21 protein-coding genes are annotated in these 23,512 nt (G+C 64.4%); 7 read left to right on the forward strand and 14 right to left on the reverse strand.

All coding sequences use genetic code 11. The annotated features are described in order from the left end of the window. Positions 1 to 76: 76 nt before the first annotated feature. The 5 genes from ACYQR9_RS09410 to thrC form a co-directional block, all read right to left on the reverse strand. Positions 77 to 1,033 (reverse strand): ferredoxin reductase domain-containing protein, encoded by a 957-nt coding sequence (locus ACYQR9_RS09410; RefSeq protein ID WP_056431466.1) that lies wholly within the window; start codon positions 1,031 to 1,033, stop codon positions 77 to 79. 76 nt (positions 1,034 to 1,109) lie between these two features. Further along, a complete protein-coding gene (locus tag ACYQR9_RS09415) occupies positions 1,110 to 1,487 on the reverse strand; it encodes a hypothetical protein (protein WP_461229764.1) in 378 nt (125 codons plus the stop codon). Positions 1,488 to 1,601: 114 nt separating this feature from the next. Then, positions 1,602 to 4,487, reverse strand: coding sequence for an EAL domain-containing protein (locus ACYQR9_RS09420; protein ID WP_461229408.1), 2,886 nt, complete (start codon positions 4,485 to 4,487; stop codon positions 1,602 to 1,604). A 321-nt stretch (positions 4,488 to 4,808) separates the two neighbouring features. After that, positions 4,809 to 6,104 (reverse strand): M16 family metallopeptidase, encoded by a 1,296-nt coding sequence (locus ACYQR9_RS09425; RefSeq protein ID WP_207411523.1) that lies wholly within the window; start codon positions 6,102 to 6,104, stop codon positions 4,809 to 4,811. 6 nt (positions 6,105 to 6,110) lie between these two features. Next, on the reverse strand, positions 6,111 to 7,523 hold the full coding sequence (thrC, locus tag ACYQR9_RS09430; protein WP_461229409.1) for a threonine synthase: 1,413 nt from the start codon (positions 7,521 to 7,523) through the stop codon (positions 6,111 to 6,113). Positions 7,524 to 7,887: 364 nt separating this feature from the next. Between thrC and ACYQR9_RS09435 the strand changes: the two genes are divergently transcribed. Next, positions 7,888 to 8,544, forward strand: a complete 657-nt coding sequence (locus ACYQR9_RS09435; protein WP_461229410.1) for a hypothetical protein — start codon at positions 7,888 to 7,890, stop codon at positions 8,542 to 8,544. Positions 8,545 to 8,553: 9 nt separating this feature from the next. On the opposite strand, the gene ACYQR9_RS09440 is transcribed toward ACYQR9_RS09435, so the two are convergent. The 9 genes from ACYQR9_RS09440 to coxB all read right to left on the reverse strand — a co-directional run bounded on the left by ACYQR9_RS09440 (position 8,554) and on the right by coxB (position 15,927). After that, positions 8,554 to 8,988, reverse strand: a complete 435-nt coding sequence (locus ACYQR9_RS09440; protein WP_461229411.1) for a DUF4864 domain-containing protein — start codon at positions 8,986 to 8,988, stop codon at positions 8,554 to 8,556. Positions 8,989 to 9,082: 94 nt separating this feature from the next. Next, entirely contained in the window at positions 9,083 to 9,859 is a 777-nt protein-coding gene (locus tag ACYQR9_RS09445; RefSeq protein WP_461229412.1) for an SURF1 family protein, read from the reverse strand. Then, positions 9,859 to 10,227, reverse strand: coding sequence for a DUF983 domain-containing protein (locus ACYQR9_RS09450; protein WP_207411527.1), 369 nt, complete (start codon positions 10,225 to 10,227; stop codon positions 9,859 to 9,861). The genes ACYQR9_RS09445 and ACYQR9_RS09450 overlap by 1 nt, the downstream gene beginning before the upstream one ends. 151 nt (positions 10,228 to 10,378) lie before the next feature. Continuing rightward, positions 10,379 to 11,230: a cytochrome c oxidase subunit 3 gene (locus tag ACYQR9_RS09455; RefSeq protein WP_056431442.1), complete on the reverse strand. Its 852-nt coding sequence runs from the start codon at positions 11,228 to 11,230 to the stop codon at positions 10,379 to 10,381. Between the two features lie 164 nt (positions 11,231 to 11,394). Next, complete coding sequence (locus ACYQR9_RS09460) at positions 11,395 to 12,009, reverse strand: cytochrome c oxidase assembly protein (protein WP_461229413.1); 615 nt, start codon at positions 12,007 to 12,009, stop codon at positions 11,395 to 11,397. A 43-nt stretch (positions 12,010 to 12,052) separates the two neighbouring features. After that, positions 12,053 to 12,226 (reverse strand): hypothetical protein, encoded by a 174-nt coding sequence (locus ACYQR9_RS09465; protein ID WP_056431437.1) that lies wholly within the window; start codon positions 12,224 to 12,226, stop codon positions 12,053 to 12,055. Beyond that, positions 12,223 to 13,185: a heme o synthase gene (locus ACYQR9_RS09470; RefSeq protein WP_461229414.1), complete on the reverse strand. Its 963-nt coding sequence runs from the start codon at positions 13,183 to 13,185 to the stop codon at positions 12,223 to 12,225. The genes ACYQR9_RS09465 and ACYQR9_RS09470 overlap by 4 nt, the downstream gene beginning before the upstream one ends. A 154-nt stretch (positions 13,186 to 13,339) precedes the next feature. Continuing rightward, positions 13,340 to 14,968 (reverse strand): cytochrome c oxidase subunit I, encoded by a 1,629-nt coding sequence (gene ctaD, locus ACYQR9_RS09475; RefSeq protein WP_056452074.1) that lies wholly within the window; start codon positions 14,966 to 14,968, stop codon positions 13,340 to 13,342. Positions 14,969 to 15,075: 107 nt separating this feature from the next. Then, entirely contained in the window at positions 15,076 to 15,927 is an 852-nt protein-coding gene (gene coxB, locus ACYQR9_RS09480; RefSeq protein ID WP_207411529.1) for a cytochrome c oxidase subunit II, read from the reverse strand. 411 nt (positions 15,928 to 16,338) lie between these two features. Between coxB and ACYQR9_RS09485 the strand changes: the two genes are divergently transcribed. The 6 genes from ACYQR9_RS09485 (at position 16,339) to ACYQR9_RS09510 (ending at position 23,456) form a co-directional block, all read left to right on the forward strand. Further along, positions 16,339 to 17,247: a LysR family transcriptional regulator gene (locus ACYQR9_RS09485; RefSeq protein WP_056431607.1), complete on the forward strand. Its 909-nt coding sequence runs from the start codon at positions 16,339 to 16,341 to the stop codon at positions 17,245 to 17,247. Positions 17,248 to 17,370: 123 nt separating this feature from the next. After that, positions 17,371 to 17,844, forward strand: a complete 474-nt coding sequence (locus ACYQR9_RS09490) for a formate dehydrogenase subunit gamma (protein WP_018044994.1) — start codon at positions 17,371 to 17,373, stop codon at positions 17,842 to 17,844. Next, positions 17,841 to 19,400, forward strand: coding sequence for a formate dehydrogenase beta subunit (locus tag ACYQR9_RS09495; protein ID WP_056431425.1), 1,560 nt, complete (start codon positions 17,841 to 17,843; stop codon positions 19,398 to 19,400). The genes ACYQR9_RS09490 and ACYQR9_RS09495 overlap by 4 nt, the downstream gene beginning before the upstream one ends. A gap of 13 nt (positions 19,401 to 19,413) precedes the next feature. Continuing rightward, entirely contained in the window at positions 19,414 to 22,275 is a 2,862-nt protein-coding gene (gene fdhF, locus ACYQR9_RS09500) for a formate dehydrogenase subunit alpha (protein ID WP_207411531.1), read from the forward strand. Continuing rightward, a complete protein-coding gene (fdhD, locus tag ACYQR9_RS09505; protein ID WP_461229415.1) occupies positions 22,262 to 23,119 on the forward strand; it encodes a formate dehydrogenase accessory sulfurtransferase FdhD in 858 nt (285 codons plus the stop codon). The genes fdhF and fdhD overlap by 14 nt, the downstream gene beginning before the upstream one ends. A gap of 43 nt (positions 23,120 to 23,162) precedes the next feature. After that, a complete protein-coding gene (locus ACYQR9_RS09510; RefSeq protein ID WP_207411533.1) occupies positions 23,163 to 23,456 on the forward strand; it encodes a formate dehydrogenase subunit delta in 294 nt (97 codons plus the stop codon). The last annotated feature ends 56 nt before the right edge of the window (positions 23,457 to 23,512 follow it).

Below are 23,512 nucleotides of genomic sequence, written 5' to 3' on the forward strand. Positions count from 1 at the left end.
TGGTTGTCCTCTCATCCGCCGAACCGGCTGATCGCGATCGGCCGGGATCGGCGCCGCTCACAGCGACGCTTCGCGGCTAAAGACCCGGCGGGATCAGGATCGGGTAGCACCGCGCTCCGGCACCCGCAGCCAGAACCTCGACGGCGCCCACGGTGGAGGTATCCCCCGCCACATGCACGACATCGGTGGTCTTCAGGCCACTGAGATGCGCCGTGAGGGGGCCGGGACGCACGTCCGGAGGCCGCTGCCTCATCCTGTCGGCGACGAGAGTGATGCGCGACACACCCGTGGCCTTGAGCCAATCGAGCGACGGACGCATGTACAGGTCGAGGGGATCGCTGGCGCCGATCACCACCACGATCTCGCGGTTGGGCTCGATGTAGCGCGCCGCCCGGGCAATCGACCAGATCGGGGCGAAGCCCGTCTCCCGGCCCACCAGCAGCAGTCGGCCGCCGCCGGGGCGATAATAGCCGCGCCCGACCGGCCCCTTGATCTTGACCGGATGTCCGAGAAGGATTTCCTCGCCGAGGGCATGAGTGACCGCGTTGCATGCATGTCCGAGGCGGAGGTGGAAGACGAGCTCGTTGAGCTCCGTCGTACCGTCGAGGCGCAGGGTCGGGCTCACGTCGATCGGCTCGAAGCCTTCGAACGTGGCGGTCACCTGGTGACCGGGCTCGAGATCGAGTCGGCGCGTGATCGTGACGACGACCTCGATCACATGGGCGCCGAGCGGCGCGATCTGCGTGACCGTGCCGACCCGACGCGCCTGCGCGGCCGGCTTCACTTCGGCGAAGACGAGGCTTTCGCCCGCCTTGGAGGGGCGGAGTGAAGAGAGCTTGACGGGTTCGGCCCGGTGCAGACGGGCCTGCGCCCGGCGCGGCGAAGGGTTGGAACCCTGTCCGAGAAGATGGGAACCGTGCAGACCGGTCGTGGGGGCGATGACGCCGTCGGCAAGGGCGGCTTCGAGCGGCGTATCGCCGGTCGAGACCCGCACGGCCTTGCCGTTGACGACAAGCGAGCAGCGCGCGCTCATGGTCGAGCCTCGGAGGATGAGAGAAGTCGAAAGGAGGCCGGTGTCGGGTGACGTGCGCCGGCCGATGGCGGAAACCTCAACGAGGTCCGTCGAGAAGCTTGTCCACGAGGGCGGCCCAGCGGTCGCGCACGGCACGGGCTTCCGGCGACAGCGGCTCCGGTCCGGCAAGGCGTTCGACGCTGGCGCGGATGCCGGCGTTCTCTTCCCGCTCGGCCCGCAGCACCGCCTTCATCACCAGGATCTCTGAACGCAGCCGTGCCAGATCGGTGTCGAGAGCGATCTCTTCGACCGCCTCCACTACCGGCTCGGCTGGCAAAGCCACCGGGGAGGCGTCCGCGCGCTTCGGGGTGACGCCGGTGCGGATCGGTCGGGCCATCAGACGCCTGACGATATCCGAGCCGAAATCCTCGCCGTGACCGAATTCGTTGCCTAATCGCAATGCCGCTTCGGCCATCACGCCCGCCTCCTGACGAACGGCAGGTCATGCCGCGCCGTTCGATCCATCTCGATCGTGACGATGCGCGATCATGGTTAAGGGACGTTTAATCCAACCGTGACGGTTTGACGATCAGGCCGCTTCCGGCGCCGCGCCGACCAATTGGCGGGCCTGAAGCATCGACATCGGATCGCCGAATGCCGTCCCCTGGGCGTATTCGCAACCGAACTCGGCCAGGGTCTGCGCGTCGGATTCGTTCTCCGCCCCATCAGCGATGATGGCGAGGCCGAGTTCCTGGGCCATCTTCACGATGGAGCGCAGCATGACCGATTGCCCGCCCGCCATCTGGCGCACGAATGTCGGGTCGATCTTGATCGTGTCGAACGGGAATCGCTGGAGATAGGACAGGGCCGAGTAACCGGTGCCGAAATCGTCCAGCGACAGGCCGGCGCCGAGTTCGTGGATGCGGCTCAGCATCTGGGCCGCATATTCCGGGTTCTCCATCACCAGACCCTCGCCGAATTCGAGCTTGAGCGAACCGGGAAGGACGCCCGACCGGGCCATGATCGTCTTCACGTCATGAAGCAGGTCGTGTCGGAGGATCTGCCGCGAGGACACGTTCACGCAGGCGAAGATCGGGGGATCGACATCGAGCGATCGCTGCCAGGCCGCGAGTTCGAGGGCGGTGCGCTCCAACGCGAAGATGCCCAGCGTGACGACGAAGCCGCTCTCCTCCGCGATCGGCATGAAGGTGGAGGAGGGGATGCGGCCGAGCTTGGCGTGATCCCAGCGCAGGACCGTCTCGAAACCCGCCACCGTGCGGTCCTCGAGGCGGACGACGGGCTGGAACAGCACCTTCAATTCGTTGCGCTCGATCGCCCGCTGCAGGTCGGCTTCGAGCATCAGCCGGTCGCTGCGGTCGTTGCGCATGGAGGCACGAAATACTTCGGTGCGGTCGCCGCCGTTGCGCTTGGCCTGGATCATGGCGATCTCGGCGTTCTTGAACACGTCCTCGCGTTTGAGGGCAGTTCCGACCTCGTGCAGGACGATCCCCACCGAGACCGTGAGGAAGATCTCGCGGTCGGCATAGGTGATGGGCGTGGCGATCGCCCGGCGGATCATGTCCGTGAAGGCGATGATGCGGTCGGGCTCCCGCTCCGACAGCAGGATCAGTCCGAACTCGTCCCCGGCGATGCGGGCCAAGGTATCCTGAGGGCGCAGCAGCCGGCCGAGACGGCGCGACAGGGTGAGCAGGATCGAATCGCCGGCCGAGAGGCCGATAGCATCGTTGATCGCCTTGAACCGGTCGACGTCGAGGAGGATCGTCGTCGGCTTCAGGCGCGCATCCTGACTCGCGAAGGCGAGGGCGGCGTCGAGGCGGTCGTTGAACAATTCGCGGTTGGGCAGGCCGGTGAGGCTGTCATGGATCGCGTCGTAGAGCAGGCGCTCCTCGGCCGTCTTCACTTCGGTAACGTCCGAGATGGTGCCGACGATGCGAATGACTTCGCCGTCCGGCCCGATCACCGGCCGGGCCTTCAGCCGGTACCAGACATAGAGGCCTTCCGTGGAGCGGAGGCGGAAATCGTGAACGATGCGACCGCGCCGCTCTTCGATCACCGTGTCCAGCGCCGTCGAATAGCGGTCCACGTCGAAGGGATGGACAAGGCCGAGCCAGTTCGAGGCCGGGCCTTCCAGGGTGCCGCGCTTCAGGCCGAGCTGGCTCTCGATCTCCTGGCCGGCGAAGACCCGGTCTCCCGGAACATCCCAATCGAACACCACATCGCCGGCGCCCGTCAGGGCCAAAGCGCGGCGCTCTGTGTCGGAGACCAGGGAATGGGTCATCCCGCCCCCGGTGAAGGCGTGCTGCATCACCGTGAAGCCGATGAGCATGACGATCAGGACGAGACCGCCGATCAGGGCCGGTTGGACGAGGTCGCTGCCGATCTGTCCGGTGATGGCGAAGCCCGCAGCCACGACCCAGACGAGGAGGAGGAACCAGGTGGGTACGAGAAGGATCGCGCGGTCGTAGCCGTTATGAATGGCGAGATAGACGATCAGCAGCAGGCCGACGCCGGCGACGGCGGCGATGGAGATGCGGGCAACGCCGGCCGCTACCGGCGGATCGAAGACCGCAAGGCCGACGAGGCCGGCGAGAAAGGCGAGCCAGAAGAACGCCACGTGGCCGTAGCGTACATGCCAGCGGCTGAGGTTGAGATAGGCGAAAAGGAAAACGAGGAGCGTCGCGCCGAGCACGGCCTCGGCGGATGCGCGATAGACCCGCTCGGCCACCTCGGTGACGGGAAAGACCCGCTGCAGAAAGCCAAAGTCGATACAGGCATAGGCGAGAACGGCCCAGGCCAAAGCCGCGGCCGCCGGAAAGATGATCGCACCCTTCACCACGAAGATGATCGTGAGGAACAGGGCGAGAAGGCCGGCAATACCGATGATGATGCCCTTGTAGAGCGTCAGGCCGGTGGATTTCTTGCGGTAGGCTTCCTGGTCCCAGAGATAGACCTGCGGCACGTTCGGCCCATGCAACTCGGCCACGAAGGTCACGGTCGCGCCGGGATCGAGGGTGATGACGAACTGGTCGGCTTCTGGGTTCTCGTCGCGTTCGGGCCGGATGCCCTGGCTCGCCGTGATCGCGGCGATGCGCGAGCCTCCCAGATCCGGCCAGATCACCCCCGACCCGACGAGGCGGAAATGCGGGGCCACGAGAACCCGGTCGATCTGCTCGTCGGTGTCATTGGTGAGCGCGAACACCATCCAGTCCGGTCGTGCGCCGCTATCGCGAGCCTTCACCACGATGCGGCGGACGATGCCGTCCTTGCCGGGAGCGGTGGAGATCTGGATCAGGTCGCCATCGGAGCGGTAGCGCTCGATCATCGGCGTCAGGTCGATGGCCGGGGCGTCGAGGGTCACCCGCACGGCTTCCACGGCCGAAGCCGGCGCTCCCGTTGCCAGGATGCCGATCAGCAGGGAGACGAAAACGTTGAGGACGTAGAGGGATCTGCGCAACGGGCGAGTGTTCCGGCCGGGCGGGCACTGATGAGGAATACGGCTCAGCTTGTAGCCCAGTCGTACCGGCGGGGGGGTCCACGGACAAGGCGAGCGGTCTGCCTCGCATTGCGGCACCCACTGCTTCTTGGCGTAGCGCCGAGGAGGATGGGATCGCGCTCCTTTGCGGCCAAAACAAGCCGGTAACGCTTCACGATGGTGGAGCTTCACCGCCAAAATGCTGCGCGCGGCGGCATTGACGGGGCAGGACCCATTCCGACCAGGAACTTTCCGTTTTCCTGGTCCCGGTCCGGCGCATCCGTGTCGAACCGGGAACGCTGCTCAGCTTGCCTGAAGCACGCCCCTCATCTTCTCCAGGGAAGGAAGCTTCTTGATCGGCCCGATCGCCGCCAGCGTCGGAGCGCCCGAGAGCAGACGCAAACCCGCCGCTCTCACATCGTCCACGGTGACAGCATCGATCTTGGCGATGACCTCCGGCGGCGGGATCACCCGGCCCCAGGCCAGCATCTGGCGGGCATTGCGTTCGATCCGACCGCCGGGGGTCTCCAGGGCCGACAGCAAAGCCACCTTCACCTGGGCCTTGGCGCGGGCGACCTCGACCGAATCCGCGTCACGCGCCGCCTTCGCCGTGGCGGCCAGGGTCACGTCGACGAGTTCGGCGAGATCCGAGCCGGACGTGCCGGCGCCAATGCCGAACAGGCCGCAATCGACGAAGGACCAGTGGAACGCCTGGATCTCGTAGGCGAGGCCGCGGGTCTCGCGCACCTCGTGCCAGAGCCGTGAGGTGAGACCGCCGCCAAGCACCTGCGCGAACATGTGAAGGGCGTAATAGCCTTCGTCGCGAAAGGAGAGGCCGGGCAGTCCCAGCACGAGATTGGCCTGTTCGAGCTTTTTTTGGATCCGCTTCTCACCGCCGACATAGGTGCCGGGGACCATTTCCGGGGCGACCGTCGCCGGCATCCCGCCGAAATGGTGCTCGGCCGCCTCGACGATGGCCTCGTGGGAGATGGCGCCCGCTGCGGCCACGACGATGCGGTCCGGGGTGTATTCGCGGGCGAGATAGGCGTCGATGGCATCGCGGTCGAAGCTCGCGATGGTCTGCGGCGTGCCGATGATCGGACGGCCGATCGGCTGATCCGGGAAAGCCGCCGCGGTGAAGGCCTCGTAGACCACGTCGTCCGGCGTATCCTCGATGGCGGCGTATTCCTGAAGGATCACCCCCTTCTCGCGGGCGAGCTCGCCCGCGTCGAAGACCGATCGCGTGAGGATGTCGCCGATCACGTCGAGGGCGACGCCGGCATCCTCGCCGAGCACGCGCGCGGTGTAGCTGGTTCCTTCAGCGCTGGTGGCGGCATTGATGTCGCCACCGACATTCTCGATGTCCTCGGCGATCCGGCGGGCGGAGCGGGTCTCGGTTCCCTTGAACGCCATATGCTCGATGAGATGGCTGAGGCCGCCCTCATCGGCCCGCTCGTGGCGCGATCCGGCGCCCACCCAAACTCCCAGTGTCGCGGTCGCGACACCCGGCATGGTCTCCGTGGTGACGGTGATGCCGTTGGAGAGGCGGGATACTTTCAGGCCGGGAGAGGCGCCATGGGTCGCGAAATGCTGGTTCATGCTGTCTCAGTTCCCGGCCGTGATGCGTGAATGTGTGCGGATGAAGGCTTCCACCGCCGCCTGGTCGTTGGCGACGCGGTCGAAGCGCTCCTTCCGATCCAGCAGGTCGGCGAGATGCGGCGGCAGCACGGGGCGAAGGCCGCCCGTCGCCTGGGAGACCGCATCCGGAAACTTGGCCGGATGAGCGGTGGCCAGGGCGACGACCGGCGTCTTCGCATCCTTCTCGAGAAGGCGGCGGCCGGCATGAACGCCGATGGCGGTGTGCGGGTCGATGACCATGCCGATCTCCCGATGCACCCGTGCGATCTCGGCGATGACGGCCTCTTCGGGGACCGAGGCCGCGTCGAACTCGTCGCGGACGGCTTTGAGTACCGTCTCGTCGAGATGGAAACCGCCCGATTGCTTCAATCCCGCCATCAGCCGCGACAGGCTCGACGCATCGCGGCCCAGGGCCTCGAACAGGAGCCGCTCGAAATTCGACGAGATCTGGATGTCCATGGAGGGCGAGGTGGTCGGCTGAACACCGCGAACCTCGTAGGCACCGTGTTCCAGGGTGCGGGCCAGGATATCGTTGGCGTTGGTGCCGATCATGAGGCGTTCGATGGGAAGGCCCATGCGTTTGGCGACCCACCCGGCGAGGATGTCGCCGAAATTGCCTGTCGGCACCGCGAAGGAGACCGGGCGGTGCGGAGCGCCCAGGGCCACGGCGCTGGTGAAGTAATAGACCGCCTGCGCGGCGACTCGCGCCCAGTTGATCGAGTTGACGCCGGAGAGCCTCAGCTCGTCGGCGAAATCCGCGTGCTGGAACAACGCTTTGACGATGTTCTGGCAATCGTCGAAGTTACCGTCGATGGCGATGGCGTGGACATTGTCCGCCCCCACCGAGGTCATCTGGCGGCGCTGCACCTCGGAGACGCGGCCATAGGGAAACAGGATGAAGATATCGACCTGATCGAGCCCGCGGAAAGCCTCGACGGCGGCGCTGCCGGTATCGCCCGAGGTGGCGCCGACGATGGTGGCGCGCGAGCCGCGGGACCGCAGGACGTGGTCCATCAACCGGCCGAGAAGCTGCATCGCCACGTCCTTGAACGCCAGCGTCGGACCGTGGAAGAGCTCCAACAGAAACAGGTTGTCGTCGAGCTGCACCAGCGGGCACACCGCCGGGTGGCGGAACGTGGCGTAGGATTCCTCGATCATCCGGTCGAGATCGGCATCCGCGATCTCGCCGTCGATCAGCGGCCGCAGGACGAGCTTGGCCGCATCGGCATAACGCTGTCCCGCCAGTCCGGCGATCGCGTCACGGGAAATCTGCGGCCAGCTCTCGGGCAGGTACAAACCGCCGTCGCGGGCGAGACCGGCGAGGAGAGCATCGGAAAAGCTGAGGGGCGCCGCGGCGCCGCGGGTCGAAACGTGTAGCAAAGGGGCCTCCGGGAAGGGCGCCGGTCTACACGATGTGGGTCGGTCTGTCGAAAGCGGGAAATTGCCGCCCTGTCGCGGGCGCTGCTGTCGCAGGCGTCTCTCATTCAGGATCAGGTAAGGGTGAGGCAAACCAGTTTGCCGGCTCGGCCACATACGGCAAGCGTATCTCTGTCGGATCGAGTTTCTCTCACAAAACGCCTTCTGACCAATGAAGCGTTTGCCGATACGTGGCCCGTGCCGTCGTAAGATGCGATATGCTCACTTTCAAGGGCATTCTACCTTGAGCAAGGATTCCATTTAAACTAGGCTGAAACATCCATAGTCAAAACAAGTTGCTCAGATCATGTCGTGTACGATCATCAATGTGAGTGTTGGATATGACGGTGATTTTGATCTCGATTTCACAAATACTCAGGTGAGATGTGCGGAGCGTTATGGTTACGAATATAAAAAGGTTACAGAAAAATTGATTCCAGATGCGTTGCCGACTTGGAGTAAGCATCAAGCTGCAATCGACATCATAGAAAGTCGCGAAGCTGTGATGATCATCGATACCGATGCAGAGGTTATGAAGACCTGTCCGCCCTTTCATCGGCTGGTGGCAGACAACCGTAGACATGATATTTTCTTGGCATTAGGGCATAGCTTTCGTCCAAATGCCGGGATGATTTTGCTCAGAGGAGGCAGCAAAAGCATCGCGCCGGAGTTTCTCCGAACCATTCTTGCCGAAAGGCTCATTCCGTCAAAAGACAAGGTTAAGCGCGGCGGCGACAATGGACATGTTATTAGTGTCCTTCGAAGGAAGCAATTTGCCAAAAAGCTGTTCTTACTTTCACCTGTTTGGAACAATACAATGAAAGCTTCGGATTGGGACCATATCAGGCATTACACAGGCCCAATGCGAGAAGCTTTTCGGACAGGATTGGTGGTAAAGGAAACGACAAAGGATAATGCCGCTAAATTGCCCGATCCAGCTTCTATTCGCTCGATAGACAATAACGACGTCGAAAAGCAGGCATAAGGGTTCGTCTCATGCACTGATGCCCGGCGCCTTGGCGAGGCGGCATCCGCTGATCCGCCAATCGCCGTCGCTCTGCTTCTCGAGACTATAGAGCGCCATCCAGTCGATGCCGTTTTCGTCCTGCAGCTTGACGCCGAGGGAGATGCCATCCTCGCCACTCTCTTCCACACGATCGATGCTGAAGCTGCGGGCGCGGTAGACGGCGGCGTATCCCTTCCGCACCATCTCGATGAATGTCTCGGGCGAGGTGAACATCCCTTGGATCGACGGGGCGGCCTGGGCATAGGCCGTCGCCGCGTCGTCTTTGTGGAACGCCTCGATCTGCCGCTCCACCGCCGCCCGAGCTTTCAGCTTCGCCGCTTCGTCGGCGGCATGGGCCGGCGAGGCCCAATGAATCGCGGCCAGAGACAGGAGACCGATCAGCAGGGAGGAGACAGCACGCATGAATCACACTCCGCAATCGGGGCGACCCTATGCAGGATAGCGCGGCGCTTGCCGCCGGCAAGAGCGGATCATCATCGTCGACGAAGCGCCAGCGCTAGCGGGCCGGGTTCGCTGCCGTATCGTCCCCCATGTCGGAGAGACGTTTCCAGGCGAAGACGCCGAAGACGCCGACGAGGCAGGCCGCGATGCCGAACCACGTGAAGGCGTATTGCATGTGGTTGTTGGGAAGATCGACCCGGAGTTGTCCCCCCTTCGGCCAGCCGCCGGGATTGGGCGTGGCATCCGCCTCGATGAGGTACGGCATCACGGTCAGCCCCCGAGCCACAGCGATGCCGTCGATGTCGCGATGGAACCACTCGCCCTTGGCGGGCTCCGGCGGCGGCACGAACATGGTGCGGGTCTCCGGACCGCGCAGCATACCGGTGATCGTCGTCGATCCGGCGATCTGCCCTGTTGGGCGCCGCGCCGTACTTTTCAATTCGGTGGGGACGAAGCCACGGTTGATGATGACGAGGCTTCCATCGTCATCCCGCTTCAGTGGCGTCAGTACGTAAAAACCCTGCAGGGCATTGCCGGGTACGGCGCCGGCCGCGAGACCGTGGACCAACGTCTCTTGGTCGTTCAGCAGCGTCCCTGTCACCCGCACGCGCTTGAACTCGTCCCGCGCCAGGTCCCAATCCCCGCGCGCCGGGAGAGGCGCGGGAGGCTCGACACGCGAACGGGCCACGATGCGGCCGATCAGGGCTTCCTTCTCGCCCTTCCGCTGCAACTGCCAGATTCCAAGGCTCAGCAGAATGGCAAGGCAGATCAGCGAGACGATGCCCGGGGCGATCAGCGACCGCAGGGCACCGGGACGAACTTCCGTCGACATCAGCGAAAGCGCCCCTCCTCGGCTTTATTGGCGAACTGCAAGGCGGCGAGCATCCCCTTCAACGGTCGAACCAGCAGCAGGCTGAGACCGACCGAGAGGGTGATGGCCACGGAGGCATGGACCCAGATCGGCGGTTCGAAGGTGATTTCGAGCCAAAGCGCCAGCCCGACGACGACGATGCCGACGATGGACATGACGAAGAAGGCCGGCCCGTCGCCGGCATTGAAGGTCGAGTAGTCGAGACCGCAGACCTCGCAGGACGGTTTGAAGGTCAGGAATCCGTCGAACATCGCACCCTCGCCGCAGCGGGGGCAGCGGCAACGCAATCCGGTCGGGATGGGAGGCGGTAGCGGCCGCTGCTGATTCACGATGCATGCTCCTCGGCGACGGACATGTCTGTCCTCTGCCGCATATGGGAAACCGAACGATCCATCGCACGAAAAAGGGCGGCTCGCGCCGCCCTGTTTCTCATACCTGTGTCGCTTCGCCGTACCGTTCGGCCCTGATCGAGCCGACGCCTCAGTGAGCCGCCGTGCCGGCGCCCCAGACGTAGATCGAAGCGAACAGGAACAGCCAGACCACATCCACGAAGTGCCAGTACCAAGCGGCGAACTCGAAACCGAGATGCTGCTGGACCGTGAATTGGCCGAGATAGACCCGGTAAAGGCAGATCGCGAGGAAGATCGTCCCGATGATGACGTGCGCGCCGTGGAAGCCCGTCGCCATGAAGAAGGTGGCCGAGTAGATGCTGCCCGAGAAGCCGAAATGCGCGTGGCTGTACTCATAGGCCTGGCAGGCCGTGAACAGCACGCCAAGGATGATCGTGAGCCACAGGCCGTATTTCAGACCCTTACGGTCGTTGTTGAGCAGGGCGTGGTGAGCCCAGGTGATGGTGGTGCCCGAGGTCAGCAGGATCAGGGTGTTGAGCAACGGCAGATGCCAGGGATCGAACGCCTCGATACCCTTCGGCGGCCAGGTGCCGCCCGTGAAGTCCAGGCGCGTGGTCTGGATCGGATCGGCCGTGTAGAGGGCGGCCTCGAAATAGGCCCAGAACCAGGCGGCGAAGAACATCACCTCGGAGGCGATGAACATGATCATGCCGTAGCGGTGGTGAAGCTGCACGACGCGGGTGTGGTCGCCGGCATTCGCCTCGTGGACGACGTCACGCCACCAGGCGAACATCACGTAGAGCACGCCGATCGTTCCGGCGCCGAAGATGTAGGGACCGGGGCTGAGCGTGCCGATCTGAAGGCTCTTCATCCAGAACACGGCGCCGAACGCCATGAGGAAGCCGGAGAAGGCACCCAACAGCGGCCAAGGGCTCGGGCTCAAGATATGGAAGTCGTGATTCTTGGCGTGCGCCTCGGCCATCTTAACTCTTCTCCTCACCCCGGGCCCAATGCCGCGAACGGCTCTGACCTTCTGAACGTTCGGCTACACCGGAACCCTTAATCGGGACGGCGCAGTGTTGTCACGCTTGAGACCTCAAAAATCTGGCGCGTCGAAAACGCGTCCCGCCAAAATTTTTGATGGCCTCAGAAATTGGTTTTCGTATTCTTGCCGTCCGTCGTCGCGAGCGCGGCCGAGGGTTGGCCATTCTTCGACGCGAAATACGTGTAGGAGAGCGTCAGCTCCTGAAGGTGGGCGGTGTTCGAGTCGGCTCTCACGGCCGGATCGATGTAGAACACCACCGGGAAATCCATCGTCTCCCCGGGCTGAAGCGTCTGCTCGTTGAAGCAGAAGCATTGGATCTTCACGAAGAAGCTCCCCATCAGTCCCGGCTGAACGTTGTAGGTCGCGATCCCCGTCGAGGGGGTCGTCCCCGTATTCTTGACCCGGAAGAACACGGTCTTCGTCTCGCCGAGGCGAACTTCGATCTTCGGAGTCTCGGCGACGAAGCGCCAAGGCAGGGTCGACGCGACGTTCGTGTCGAGATGGACGACCATGCTGTCATCCGTGGCGACCTGTGTCGATGCGAGCCCGACGCGTGGCGTGCCGTCAAAGCCGGTGGCCTTGCAGAACATGTCGTAGAGCGGCGCCGAGGCGAAGGCCAAGCCGATCATGCCCACCGCCAGACCCGCGCAGGCGAGGGCCGTGACCGAGGCCTTGCGGTTTGGATTGCCGCTTCGTGGGCTTTTCTTGTCGGTCATGATGACGTCCGACTTTCTTCGCTGAACGACCCGGTCGATGCGGTCACAGCGGGCGATTGAGGATCTGCGGTCCGAGCTTGGCGATGGTCAAAGCGTAGAAGATGGCCACGAGGACGAACAGCACCGTGGCGATGGCGATGGAGCGCCTGCGCTGGCGCTGGCGCTCTTCGGGCGTCAGCTGCCGCGGCGGAGTGGATTTACCCGGCACCGAGGTCACGCGAGCACCGCGCGGAACAGTCCCAGGCCCTGCTCGGCCAAGACCGCCGAGAACAGCAGGAAGAGGTAGAGGATCGAGAAGCCGAACATGCCGAGCGCGGCCTTGCGCTCCGCCTCGCCCTCACGGTTGCGGTAGACGTGGACGCTGAAGGCCAGCATCCCGAGGCCGCCGAGGAAGGCGGTGACGCCGTAGAGCCATCCGCCGAAGCCGAGGAAGACAGGGGCGAGGCCCACCGGGAACAGCAGGATCGAGTAGTAGATGATTTGGCGCCGTGTGGATTGAGGCCCGGCGACGTTCGGCATCATCGGGATGCCGGCCTTGGCGTATTCCCCTGCCTTGATGAGCGCGAGCGCCCAGAAATGCGGCGGCGTCCAGATGAAGATGATGAGGAACAGGACCGTCGATTCGATGCCCACCGATCCCGACACGGCAGCCTGGCCGATCATCGGGGGGAGGGCGCCGGCGGCGCCGCCGATGACGATGTTCTGCGGCGTCGCCCGCTTCAGCCACATGGAGTAGACGACCGCGTAGAACACGATCGTGAAGGCGAGCAGCGAGGCGGCCAGCCAATTCGAGGCGAGGCCGAGCACCAGGACCGAACCCACCGACAGGACGAGGCCGAAGGCCAGGGCTTCACCGGGCTGGATACGGCCGTCGGGGATCGGGCGCGTCGCCGTGCGGGTCATCACCGCGTCGATATCGGCGTCCCACCACATGTTGAGACAGCCGGAGGCACCGGCGCCCACCGCGATCATGAGGAGGGAGATCACTCCGACGACCGGCTGGATCTGGACATGGGACACCACCATGCCGACCAGCGCCGTGAAGATCACCAGCACCATCACGCGGGGCTTCAGGAGCGCGAAGAAGTCCGAGACCTCGCCGCCCACCATCATCGGGGCGGGGGCGAAATCTTGCGGCTCGGCGGCAGCGGATACGCTGTTCGACAGGCTCGTCATAGGTACCTGATGCTGTTGTCGGTCTGGCCGGGGGTGGGATCACGCCGTCTGAGGCGCCGCCCTTTGCGGGACGCCCCTCGCTGGAAGAGGCATCCGGGAAAGAGCGAGGACCGCTGGCGCGGTCCTCGCAATCCGTATCGTTTCGGTTCGTGTCTTAGTGACCGTGCTCGTCGACGATGGTCGGGAGGGTCTCGAACTGGTGGAAGGGCGGCGGGGAGGAGAGCGTCCACTCGAGGGTGGTGGCGCCTTCGCCCCAGGGATTGTCTGCCGCGCGGACCTTCGAGCGGAAGGCGAGAACGACGCCGATGAAGAACACCACCATGCCGAGGGCGAAGATATGACCGCCCCAGGTCGAGACCTTGTGCCAGCCGGCGAAGGCCTCCGGGTAATCGGCGTAGCGACGCGGCATGCCGGCCAGTCCCAGGAAGTGCATCGGGAAGAACAGGATGTTCGCACCGATGAAGGCGAGCCAGAAGTGCAGCTTGCCGGCCCATTCCGGGATGACGTAGCCGGTCATCTTCGGGAACCAGTAGTAGACACCGGCGAAGATGATGAACACGGCGCCGAGCGACAGCACGTAGTGGAAGTGGGCGACGACGTAATAGGTGTCGTGCAGGTACTTATCGACCGCCGAGTTCGCTAGCACGACGCCGGTGACGCCGCCGACCGTGAAGAGGAAGATGAAGCCGACCGCCCAGTGCATGGCGGCGGTGAAGCGGATCGAGCCACCCCACATCGTCGCGATCCAGGAGAAGATCTTCACGCCGGTGGGCACCGCGATGACCATCGTGGCGAAGACGAAGTAGGATTGCGTCTGCAGCGACAGGCCGACCGTGTACATGTGGTGGGCCCACACGACGAAGCCGACGACGCCGATGGCGACCATGGCGTAGGCCATGGCGAGGTAGCCGAAGACGGGCTTGCGCGAGAAGGTCGAGATGATGTGCGAGACGATGCCGAAGGCCGGCAGGATCATGATGTACACTTCGGGGTGACCGAAGAACCAGAACAGGTGCTGGTAGAGCACCGGATCACCACCGCCGGCCGGATCGAAGAAGGTCGTGCCGAAGTTGCGGTCGGTGAGCAGCATCGTGATCGCGCCGGCGAGGACCGGGAGCGACAGGAGCAGCAGGAACGCGGTGACGAGCTCAGCCCAGGCGAACAGCGGCATCTTGTGCAGGGTCATGCCCGGCGCGCGCATGTTCAGGATGGTGGTGATGAAGTTGATGGCGCCGAGGATCGAGCCAGCACCGGAAAGGTGAAGGGCGAAGATCGCGAAATCGACGGAGGGACCGGGATGGCCCGAGGTCGAGAGCGGCGGATAGACGGTCCAGCCGGTGCCGGCGCCTGACGTTCCCGGCGCGCCTTCGACGAAGAGCGAGCAGAGAAGGCTCGCGAAGCCGGAGACGGTGAGCCAGAACGAGATGTTGTTCATGCGCGGGAACGCCATGTCCGGCGCGCCGATCATGAGGGGCACGAACCAGTTGCCGAAGCCGCCGATGAGCGCCGGCATCACCATGAAGAACACCATGATGAGACCGTGGCCGGTCACGAACACGTTGTAGGTGCCGGGATTCGAGAAGTACTGCAGGCCGGGCTCTTCCATCTCCATGCGGATGCCGAAGGAGAGGAACGCGCCGATGATGCCCGCGCAGAACGCGAACAGGAGGTAAAGAGTGCCGATGTCCTTATGGTTGGTCGACAGGAACCAACGGGCGAAGAAGGACGGCGTATGGGAGGCGTGGGCGTCGTGATGCCCTGATTGTGCTGTGGCGGTTGCCATCGATGCAGACCCTGTTCAGGTTTCTCTAAATCTCTCGATTTGCGAATGAACCGGCCCGATCAAGGGCCGGTCCAGCCGGAGCCGTCGAGCGGCGCCGGAAAAAGCCGCTACTTGGCTTCTGCGAACTTCGAACCGTCGTCGAGGCGGGCGAACTTGGTCTTCCCCTCTGCGAGCCAGGCCGCATAGGCTTCGTCGCTCACCACCTGCACCGTGATGGGCATGTAGGCGTGGCGGGCGCCGCAGAGCTCGGAGCACTGGCCGTGATAGGTGCCCTCACGCTCGGCCTTGAACCAGAACTGGTTCAGGCGGCCGGGGATCGCGTCGATCTTGAAGCCGAAGGACGGCATCGCCCAGGAATGCAGCACGTCGGCGGCGGTCACCTGGATCTTCACGATCTTGTTCACCGGAACGACCATGTCGTTGTCGGTGCCGAGCAGCTTGGGCTGCTTCTCTTCGTCGATATTGGCGTCGAAGGTGAAGCCACCGCCATTCTCGACCGCCGGGTACTCGTAGGACCAGTACCAGGCATGGCCGATCACCTTGACGATGACGTCGGCCTTCGGATCCGAGAGCTGGGTGCGGAGCAGGCGGAACGAGGGGATGGCGACCGCCACCAGGATCAGCACCGGGACGATCGTCCAGGCCACTTCGATCATGGTGTTGTGCGTGGTCTTCGAGGGGACCGGGTTGGCCTTCGCGTTGAACTTGAAGATGCAGTAGATGATCAATCCCAGCACGAAGGCCGAGATGCCGAAGGAGAGCCAATGCATCCCCTGCTCGAACGTGTGGATGTCCCGCGCGTTCTCGGTGACGGCGACCTGACGGTCCATCTGCCACGGCTCGGGCTGGCCGATGCCGGCCGCCAGGGCAGCTGAAGAAACGAGGGTGGTGCCGAGCGCAGCAAGAGCGCCCGCAGCAAGTCCCCATGATGACCGGTGTTGCGCCTGCGTGGTCCGCATGTGCCTCTCGTGGCTCCCCTTTGGTATCGTTCTACGTCGTCCCGAAGCGTCTTGCGACTTTTGACGTCGCGCGCAAGTCCTCGCTTAACGGGAAAGGCGGACCTCGGATGTGAAATCCGGGTCGCCATTGCGGGTGTCAGACCACATGGAGGTCGATGGCGCAACCGCAACAGCGTCGCATGGTTGTGCCTTTCCCCGTAGTGCAGCACCCGTGGAGCCCGAATGACTGGGGAGATTCAAAGCAATTTTGCTCGACGGCAAACTTAAATTTGTATTGCCGCCGTCTTCGACCGTGAATCCCTCGCCAGTATAGCGCGGTTCCCGCTATGGAGAGTGACCGGCTCCGCGGGAGACATGCGGGCGCATATTCCGGGAAGCGAATTCGGGGATGAACACCATAAGGTCGTGGCGGTGATCGAACGCCTCGAATTCCTCCTAGCCCTGGCTCGCGAGCGGCATTTCGGCCGGGCCGCGCAATTCTGCAACGTTTCCCAGCAGACGCTCTCGGCTGGAGTGAAGCAGCTCGAAGAGCGGCTCGGCGTCCTGCTGGTGGAGCGCGGGTCCCGATTCCAGGGTTTCACCCCGGAAGGTGAGCGTGTTCTCGACTGGGCGCGCCGGATCGTCGGTGATGCGCGCGCCATGCGGGAGGAAGTCGCGAGCTTGCGTCGGGGATTGTCGGGCACTCTTCGCCTTGCGGCGATTCCCACTGCCACGCCGATCGTCGCCTCGTTGACCACCCCATTCCGCGCCCGCCATCCCGACGTGCGATTCTCGGTGCAATCCACCACCTCCGGCGAGATCGGCCGGCTGATCGCCGACCACGAGATCGATGCCGGGATCACCTATCTGGAGAACGAGCCGCTCGGAAAAGTCATTGCCGTACCGCTCTATCGCGAGCGCTACCGCCTGCTCACGGCGGTCGACGGCATCTACGGAATGCGGGATTCGGTGACCTGGGACGAGGTCGGCCGTCTTCCTCTCTGTCTTCTGACGCCAGATATGCAGAACCGCCGCATCGTTGACCGGCATCTCCAGAATGCCGGATGGAATGCGGAACCGTTGCTGCAGTCGAACTCGATGATCGTCTTGTTGACCCATGTCCGCACGGCCAAATGGGCCAGCGTGATGCCCGCCGTTCTTGCCGACAGTTTCCGCCTCAGTGAGCGGGTCCGCTCCGTGCCCATCGTCGAACCCGATGTCAGCCACATGATCGGGCTCGTCGTGCCGGAGCGCGATCCAATGACACCGCTCTGTGCCGCGCTCATCGTGGAGGGGCAGGCGATCGCACCGACGATCGCCGAAAACATCTCGTCACTCTGAGTTTTTGCGCCGCACAATGGAATTATAACAAAAAAGCATTGTTGAACGACCGAACCGGACGATTGATTCATGGGTGGAGATATACCACCTTGGAATGACAACAAGTTCATCCGGGTAGGAACAATGCTGCAGCATGAGCCATGGAGCGCGCAGCGTGCGGCCGGCATCATCGCCGACCATACGCATCTCGAAGGCGCCACGCTCCCCATCCTCCACGCCTTGCAGGAAACCTTTGGTTACGTCGACGAGGGCGCTGTTCCGCTCATCGCGGACGCGCTGAACCTGTCGCGGGCCGAGGTGCATGGCTGCATCACGTTCTACCACGACTTCCGCCGTGCCCCCTCGGGCAAGCATCAGGTGAAGCTGTGCCGCGCAGAGGCCTGCCAGGCCATGGGATCGGACGCTCTCCACGCCGATATCCTCGCCCGCCTCGGCATCGATTGGCACGGCACGACGCCGGACGGCCAGATCACGGTGGAGCCGGTCTACTGCCTCGGGCTTTGCGCCAACGGCCCGGGCGCCCTGGTCGACGATGAGCCGCTGGCGCGCCTCACCGCAGATTCCCTGGAATCGGCCCTCACGGAGATGAAGTCGTGAGCATCACCATTTATGTCCCGCGCGACGCCGTCGCGCTCGGTCTCGGCGCCAACCGTGTCGCCCGCGCGATTTTCGCCGGCGCCGAGCGCCGCGGTCTCGACGTCACCATCGTCCGCACGGGCTCGCGTGGGATGCTGTGGCTGGAGCCCATGGTCGAGGTCGCGACGCCGGAGGGCCGCATCGCCTACGGTCCCGTCACTCCCGGCGATGTCGACAGCCTTCTCGATGCCGGCTTGGTGAATGGCGGCGAACATGCCCTTCGCCTCGGCAAGCCCGAGGAGATGCCGTATCTCGCCCGGCAGCAGCGCCTGACCTTCCATCGCTGCGGCGTGATCGATCCCGTCTCGGTGGAGGATTACCGGGCGCATGGCGGCTATAACGGCCTGGATGCCGCGCTGAAGCTCGATGCCGCCGGTATCGTGGCGCAGGTGCGCGATTCCGGCCTGCGCGGACGCGGCGGTGCCGGCTTCCCCGCCGGCATCAAGTGGAACACGGTGATGCTCGCCCAGTCCGAGCAGAAATACGTCGTCTGCAATGCCGACGAGGGCGATTCGGGCACCTTCGCAGACCGTATGATGATGGAGGGCGATCCCTTCAACCTCATCGAGGGCATGACCATCGCGGGCATCGCGACGGGGGCCACGCGCGGCTACATCTATCTGCGCTCGGAATATCCGCAGGCTTTCGCGACGCTGAAGGAAGCGATCGTCAATGCCAAGGCCGCCGGCTATCTCGGCGACAACGTGGCGGGCTCGGGCAAGGCCTTCCACCTCGAAGTGCGCCTGGGCGCCGGCGCCTATATCTGCGGCGAGGAGACCTCGCTGCTGGAGAGCCTGGAGGGACGTCGCGGCATCGTCCGGGCCAAGCCGCCGATCCCGGCACTGAAGGGCTTCCTCGGCCAGCCGACCCTCGTCAACAACGTCATGACCTTCACGGCCGTGCCCTACATCCTGGAGCACGGTGCCAAGGCATATGCCGATTACGGCATGGGCCGTTCGCTCGGCACGCTGGCGATCCAGCTCGCCGGCAACATCAAGCATGGCGGCCTCATCGAGTTCGCGTTCGGCATCACCCTGCGCGAGATCATCGAGGATTTCGGTGGCGGCACGCAGAGCGGCCGTCCGGTCCGGGCGGTCCAGGTCGGCGGCCCGCTCGGGGCCTACTTCCCCGACCATCTCCTCGACACGCCCCTCGATTACGAGGCGATGGCGGCCAAGAAGGGCCTCGTCGGCCATGGCGGCATTGTCGTGTTCGACGACACCGTCGACATGGCCAAACAGGCCCGCTTCGCTTTCGAGTTCTGCGCGGTGGAATCCTGCGGAAAGTGCACCCCCTGCCGCATCGGCGCGACGCGCGGCGTCGAGACGATGGACAAGGTCATCGCCGGCATCCGCCCCACCGAGAATCTCGCCGTCGTGGCCGACCTTTGCGACGTCATGACCGACGGGTCGCTCTGCGCCATGGGCGGGCTCACCCCGATGCCCGTCATGAGCGCGATCACCCATTTCCCCGAGGATTTCCAGCAGCGCGGACCGATGTCCGTGGCCGCTGAATAAGGAGGCGCGACCCATGGCCCTCATCAAAGAGATCGATTACGGCACCCCGATCCGGGTGAACGAGCAGACCGTCACGCTCACCATCGACGGCATGAGCGTGACCGTTCCCGCCGGCACCTCGGTGATGGCGGCGGCGATGCATGCCGGCACGCAGATCCCCAAGCTCTGCGCCACCGATTCGCTGGAAGCCTTCGGCTCTTGCCGTCTCTGTCTCGTGGAGATCGAGGGGCGGCGCGGCACGCCCGCCTCCTGCACGACCCCGGCCGAGAACGGCATGGTGGTCTCGACCCAGACGGATAAGCTCGCCAAGCTCCGCAAGGGCGTGATGGAGCTCTACATCTCCGATCACCCGCTCGACTGCCTGACCTGTGCCGCCAACGGCGATTGCGAGTTGCAGGACATGGCCGGCGCGGTCGGCCTGCGCGACGTGCGCTACGGCTATGACGGCGCCAATCACGTGAAGCCGTCTTCGGACCAGTACCTGGCCAAGGACACGTCCAACCCGTATTTCACCTACGATCCGTCGAAGTGCATCGTCTGCAATCGCTGCGTCCGCGCTTGCGAAGAGACGCAGGGCACCTTCGCGCTCACGATTTCGGGCCGTGGCTTCGACAGCCGCGTGGCCGCCGGCCCCACCGACTTCTTCAACTCCGAATGTGTCTCCTGTGGCGCCTGCGTCCAGGCCTGCCCGACGGCGACGCTTCAGGAGAAGTCGATCATCGAGCATGGCCAGCCGGACCATTCCGAGATCACCACCTGCGCCTATTGCGGCGTCGGCTGCTCGTTCAAGGCCGAGATGCAGGGCACCCGCATCGTACGCATGGTCCCCTACAAGGGCGGCAAGGCCAATGACGGCCATTCCTGCGTCAAGGGCCGCTTCGCCTACGGCTACGCCACCCACAAGGACCGCATCACCAAGCCGATGATCCGCGACAAGATCACGGACCCCTGGCAGGAAGTGTCGTGGGAGGTCGCGATCGATCGCGCCGCGTCCGAGTTCAAGCGGATCCAGGCCCAGTACGGCAAGGATTCCGTGGGCGGCATCACCTCGTCGCGCTGCACCAACGAGGAAGCCTACCTCGTCCAGAAGCTCGTGCGCGCTGCCTTCGGCAACAACAACGTCGATACCTGCGCCCGCGTCTGCCACTCGCCCACCGGCTACGGCCTGATGTCGACGCTCGGCACGTCGGCCGGCACGCAGGATTTCGCCTCGGTGGCGCATTCTGACGTGATCCTCGTCATCGGCGCGAACCCGACCGACGGTCACCCGGTTTTCGGCTCGCGGATGAAGAAGCGCCTGCGTGAGGGCGCCAAGCTCATCGTCGCCGATCCGCGCAGAATCGACCTGGTGAAGTCGCCCCATATCGAGGCCGATTACCATCTGCCGCTGAAGCCCGGCTCCAACGTCGCCTTCATCAACGCGATGGCGCATGTCATCGTCACGGAAGGGCTGATCGACGAGGCCTATGTGCGGGAGCGCTGCGACCTCAACGATTTCGAATCCTGGGCTCGTTTCATCGCCGAGGAGCGTCATTCGCCCGAGGCCCAGGCCGACAAGATCGGCGTGAACCCCGAGGACATCCGGGGCGCCGCCCGCCTCTACGCCACCGGCGGGGCCGCGGGCATCTATTACGGTCTCGGCGTCACCGAGCACAGCCAGGGCTCGACCATGGTCATGGGCATGGCCAACATCGCCATGGCCACCGGCAATATCGGCATGCTGGGCGCCGGCGTGAACCCGCTGCGCGGACAGAACAACGTCCAGGGCTCGTGCGACATGGGCTCGTTCCCGCACGAACTGCCGGGCTACCGCCACGTGTCGGACGACGCCACCCGCGAGACCTTCGAATCGCTCTGGGGCGTTTCCCTCGACAAGGATCCGGGCCTGCGCATCACCAACATGCTCGACGAGGCCGTCGATGGCGCCTTCAAGGGCATGTACATCCAGGGCGAGGACATCGCCCAGTCGGACCCCGACACGCACCACGTCACCGCCGGCCTGATGGCGATGGAATGCATCGTCGTTCAGGACATCTTCCTGAACGAGACGGCGAAATATGCCCATGTCTTCCTGCCGGGCGCGTCGTTCCTTGAGAAGGACGGTACCTTCACCAATGCCGAGCGTCGCATCTCCCGCGTCCGCAAGGTGATGCCTCCGCTCTCGGGCGTCGGTGATTGGGAGGGCACGATGCTGCTCTCGAACGCCCTCGGCTATCCGATGAACTACTCGCATCCGAGCGAGATCATGGACGAGATCGCCTCGCTCACCCCGAGCTTCAAGGGCGTGAGCTTCGCCAAGATCGACGAACTCGGCTCGATCCAGTGGCCGTGCAACGACGCCGCTCCCAACGGTACGCCGATGATGCACGTGGACCGGTTCGTTCGCGGCCTCGGCAAGTTCATGATCACCGAGTACGTGGCGACCGAGGAGCGCACCGGACCGCGCTTCCCGCTCATCCTCACCACCGGCCGCATCCTGTCGCAGTACAATGTCGGCGCACAGACGCGCCGCACGGAGAACTCGCGCTGGCACGAGGAGGACGTGCTGGAGATCCACCCGTTCGATGCCGAGGTTCGCGGCATTCTCGACGGCGATCTCGTGGCTCTCGAGAGCCGCTCCGGCGACATCGCCCTGAAGGCGATCGTCTCCGAGCGGATGCAGCCGGGCGTGGTCTACACCACGTTCCACCATGCCAAGACCGGTGCCAATGTCATCACCACCGACTACTCGGACTGGGCCACCAACTGCCCCGAGTATAAGGTGACGGCGGTACAGGTGCGGCGGACGAACCGTCCGTCGGATTGGCAGGCGAAGTTCTTCGAGGAGGACTTCTCGCTCACGAGAATCGCGACGCAATTGAATGCTGCCGAGTGAACGGAACGATCTGAACGACACCGACACGCCGGCTCCGACGAGCCGGCGTGTGCCGACCATGGTCGTGGCCTACGACGATCCCATGGCCCGCGAAGGGCATCGCGATCTTGCCGTCGAGATGCCCATCAACCTCGTCTTTGGCAGCGTGCCCTACGCCGTCATGATGACGACCCCGTCCGACCTCGAGGATTTCGCCTACGGGTTCAGCCTCACCGAGGGGATCGTCGAGTCCGCAGACGAGATCAGGTCGGTCCAGGTCGAGGACGGAGACGGGGGATTGCGCCTCGTCGTGGATCTCGCTCCGGGGCGACTGCGCGAGCATCTTGCCCGGAAACGCGCCATCAGCGGTCGCACCGGATGCGGCGTCTGCGGCATCGACGATCTCGCGGCCCTGCCGAAGGCGGAGCCGCGTGCTCATGCGATGCAGGTAGTCGGGATCGAATCGATCCAGCGCGCCCTGCTCGGAATGGGCGATGCGCAGGTACTCAACCACACGACCCGCGCCGTCCATGCCGCGGCCTGGGCGGATCGGGACGGCAATCTTCTCGCCGTCCGCGAGGATGTCGGGCGCCATAACGGTCTCGACAAGCTGATCGGTGCGCTGATGCGCGCCGGGACCGATCCCAACGATGGCTTCGTCGTCATCACCAGCCGCTGCTCGTTCGAGATGGTGGAGAAGACTGCGACTTTCGGCGCTGCCGTTCTGGTGGCGATCTCCGCCCCGACCTCCCTGGCCATCGACCGGGCGCGACTGCACGACATCACGCTCTGCGCCATCGCCCGGTCGGACACCCTCACGGTCTTTTCCGGCCGTGAACGTCTTCGTCTTGCCGCCGAACGCTAAGTCGCGCGCGGCCGATCCTTCACCCGTCGACAGAGCCAGTCCCATGAGCGCCCTGACCACCAACGACAAGCTCGTCCGCATGGCGAACCAGATCGCCGGCTTTTTCAGATCCTATCCGGATGACGAAGCCGTGGCGGGTATCCACAAGCACATCGTGGCATTCTGGACGCCGAAGATGCGCCGTGCCCTCGAAGCCTATGGCCCGACCGAGGGAAGCAACCTCGACCCGCTGGCGTTGAAGGCGATCACGACTTCGCCGAGCCAGAGCGACAGCCCCGTCCGGGCGGCCACGAACGACCCCCATCTACAGGGCGCCGGCGCGAGCGATGCTGGCTGATTGGCCGCGAGCGTGTTCAAGAAAAAGGCGCCGAGCCTTCGTCGCTCGACGCCTTT

The organism is Methylobacterium sp. CM6241, from assembly GCF_054817845.1.

What these genes read in the sequence shown, in the direction of transcription:
- ACYQR9_RS09410 (WP_056431466.1), bottom strand. Translation starts at nt 1,033, where the DNA reads ATGAGCGCGCGCTGCTCGCTTGTCGTCAACGGCAAGGCCGTGCGGGTC.
- ACYQR9_RS09415 (WP_461229764.1), bottom strand. Translation starts at nt 1,487, where the DNA reads ATGGCCGAAGCGGCATTGCGATTAGGCAACGAATTCGGTCACGGCGAG.
- ACYQR9_RS09425 (WP_207411523.1), bottom strand. Translation starts at nt 6,104, where the DNA reads ATGAACCAGCATTTCGCGACCCATGGCGCCTCTCCCGGCCTGAAAGTA.
- ACYQR9_RS09440 (WP_461229411.1), bottom strand. Translation starts at nt 8,988, where the DNA reads ATGCGTGCTGTCTCCTCCCTGCTGATCGGTCTCCTGTCTCTGGCCGCG.
- ACYQR9_RS09445 (WP_461229412.1), bottom strand. Translation starts at nt 9,859, where the DNA reads ATGTCGACGGAAGTTCGTCCCGGTGCCCTGCGGTCGCTGATCGCCCCG.
- ACYQR9_RS09455 (WP_056431442.1), bottom strand. Translation starts at nt 11,230, where the DNA reads ATGGCCGAGGCGCACGCCAAGAATCACGACTTCCATATCTTGAGCCCG.
- ACYQR9_RS09460 (WP_461229413.1), bottom strand. Translation starts at nt 12,009, where the DNA reads ATGACCGACAAGAAAAGCCCACGAAGCGGCAATCCAAACCGCAAGGCC.
- ACYQR9_RS09470 (WP_461229414.1), bottom strand. Translation starts at nt 13,185, where the DNA reads ATGACGAGCCTGTCGAACAGCGTATCCGCTGCCGCCGAGCCGCAAGAT.
- ctaD (WP_056452074.1), bottom strand. Translation starts at nt 14,968, where the DNA reads ATGGCAACCGCCACAGCACAATCAGGGCATCACGACGCCCACGCCTCC.
- coxB (WP_207411529.1), bottom strand. Translation starts at nt 15,927, where the DNA reads ATGCGGACCACGCAGGCGCAACACCGGTCATCATGGGGACTTGCTGCG.
- ACYQR9_RS09490 (WP_018044994.1), top strand. Translation starts at nt 17,371, where the DNA reads ATGCTGCAGCATGAGCCATGGAGCGCGCAGCGTGCGGCCGGCATCATC.
- fdhF (WP_207411531.1), top strand. Translation starts at nt 19,414, where the DNA reads ATGGCCCTCATCAAAGAGATCGATTACGGCACCCCGATCCGGGTGAAC.
- fdhD (WP_461229415.1), top strand. Translation starts at nt 22,262, where the DNA reads ATGCTGCCGAGTGAACGGAACGATCTGAACGACACCGACACGCCGGCT.
- ACYQR9_RS09510 (WP_207411533.1), top strand. Translation starts at nt 23,163, where the DNA reads ATGAGCGCCCTGACCACCAACGACAAGCTCGTCCGCATGGCGAACCAG.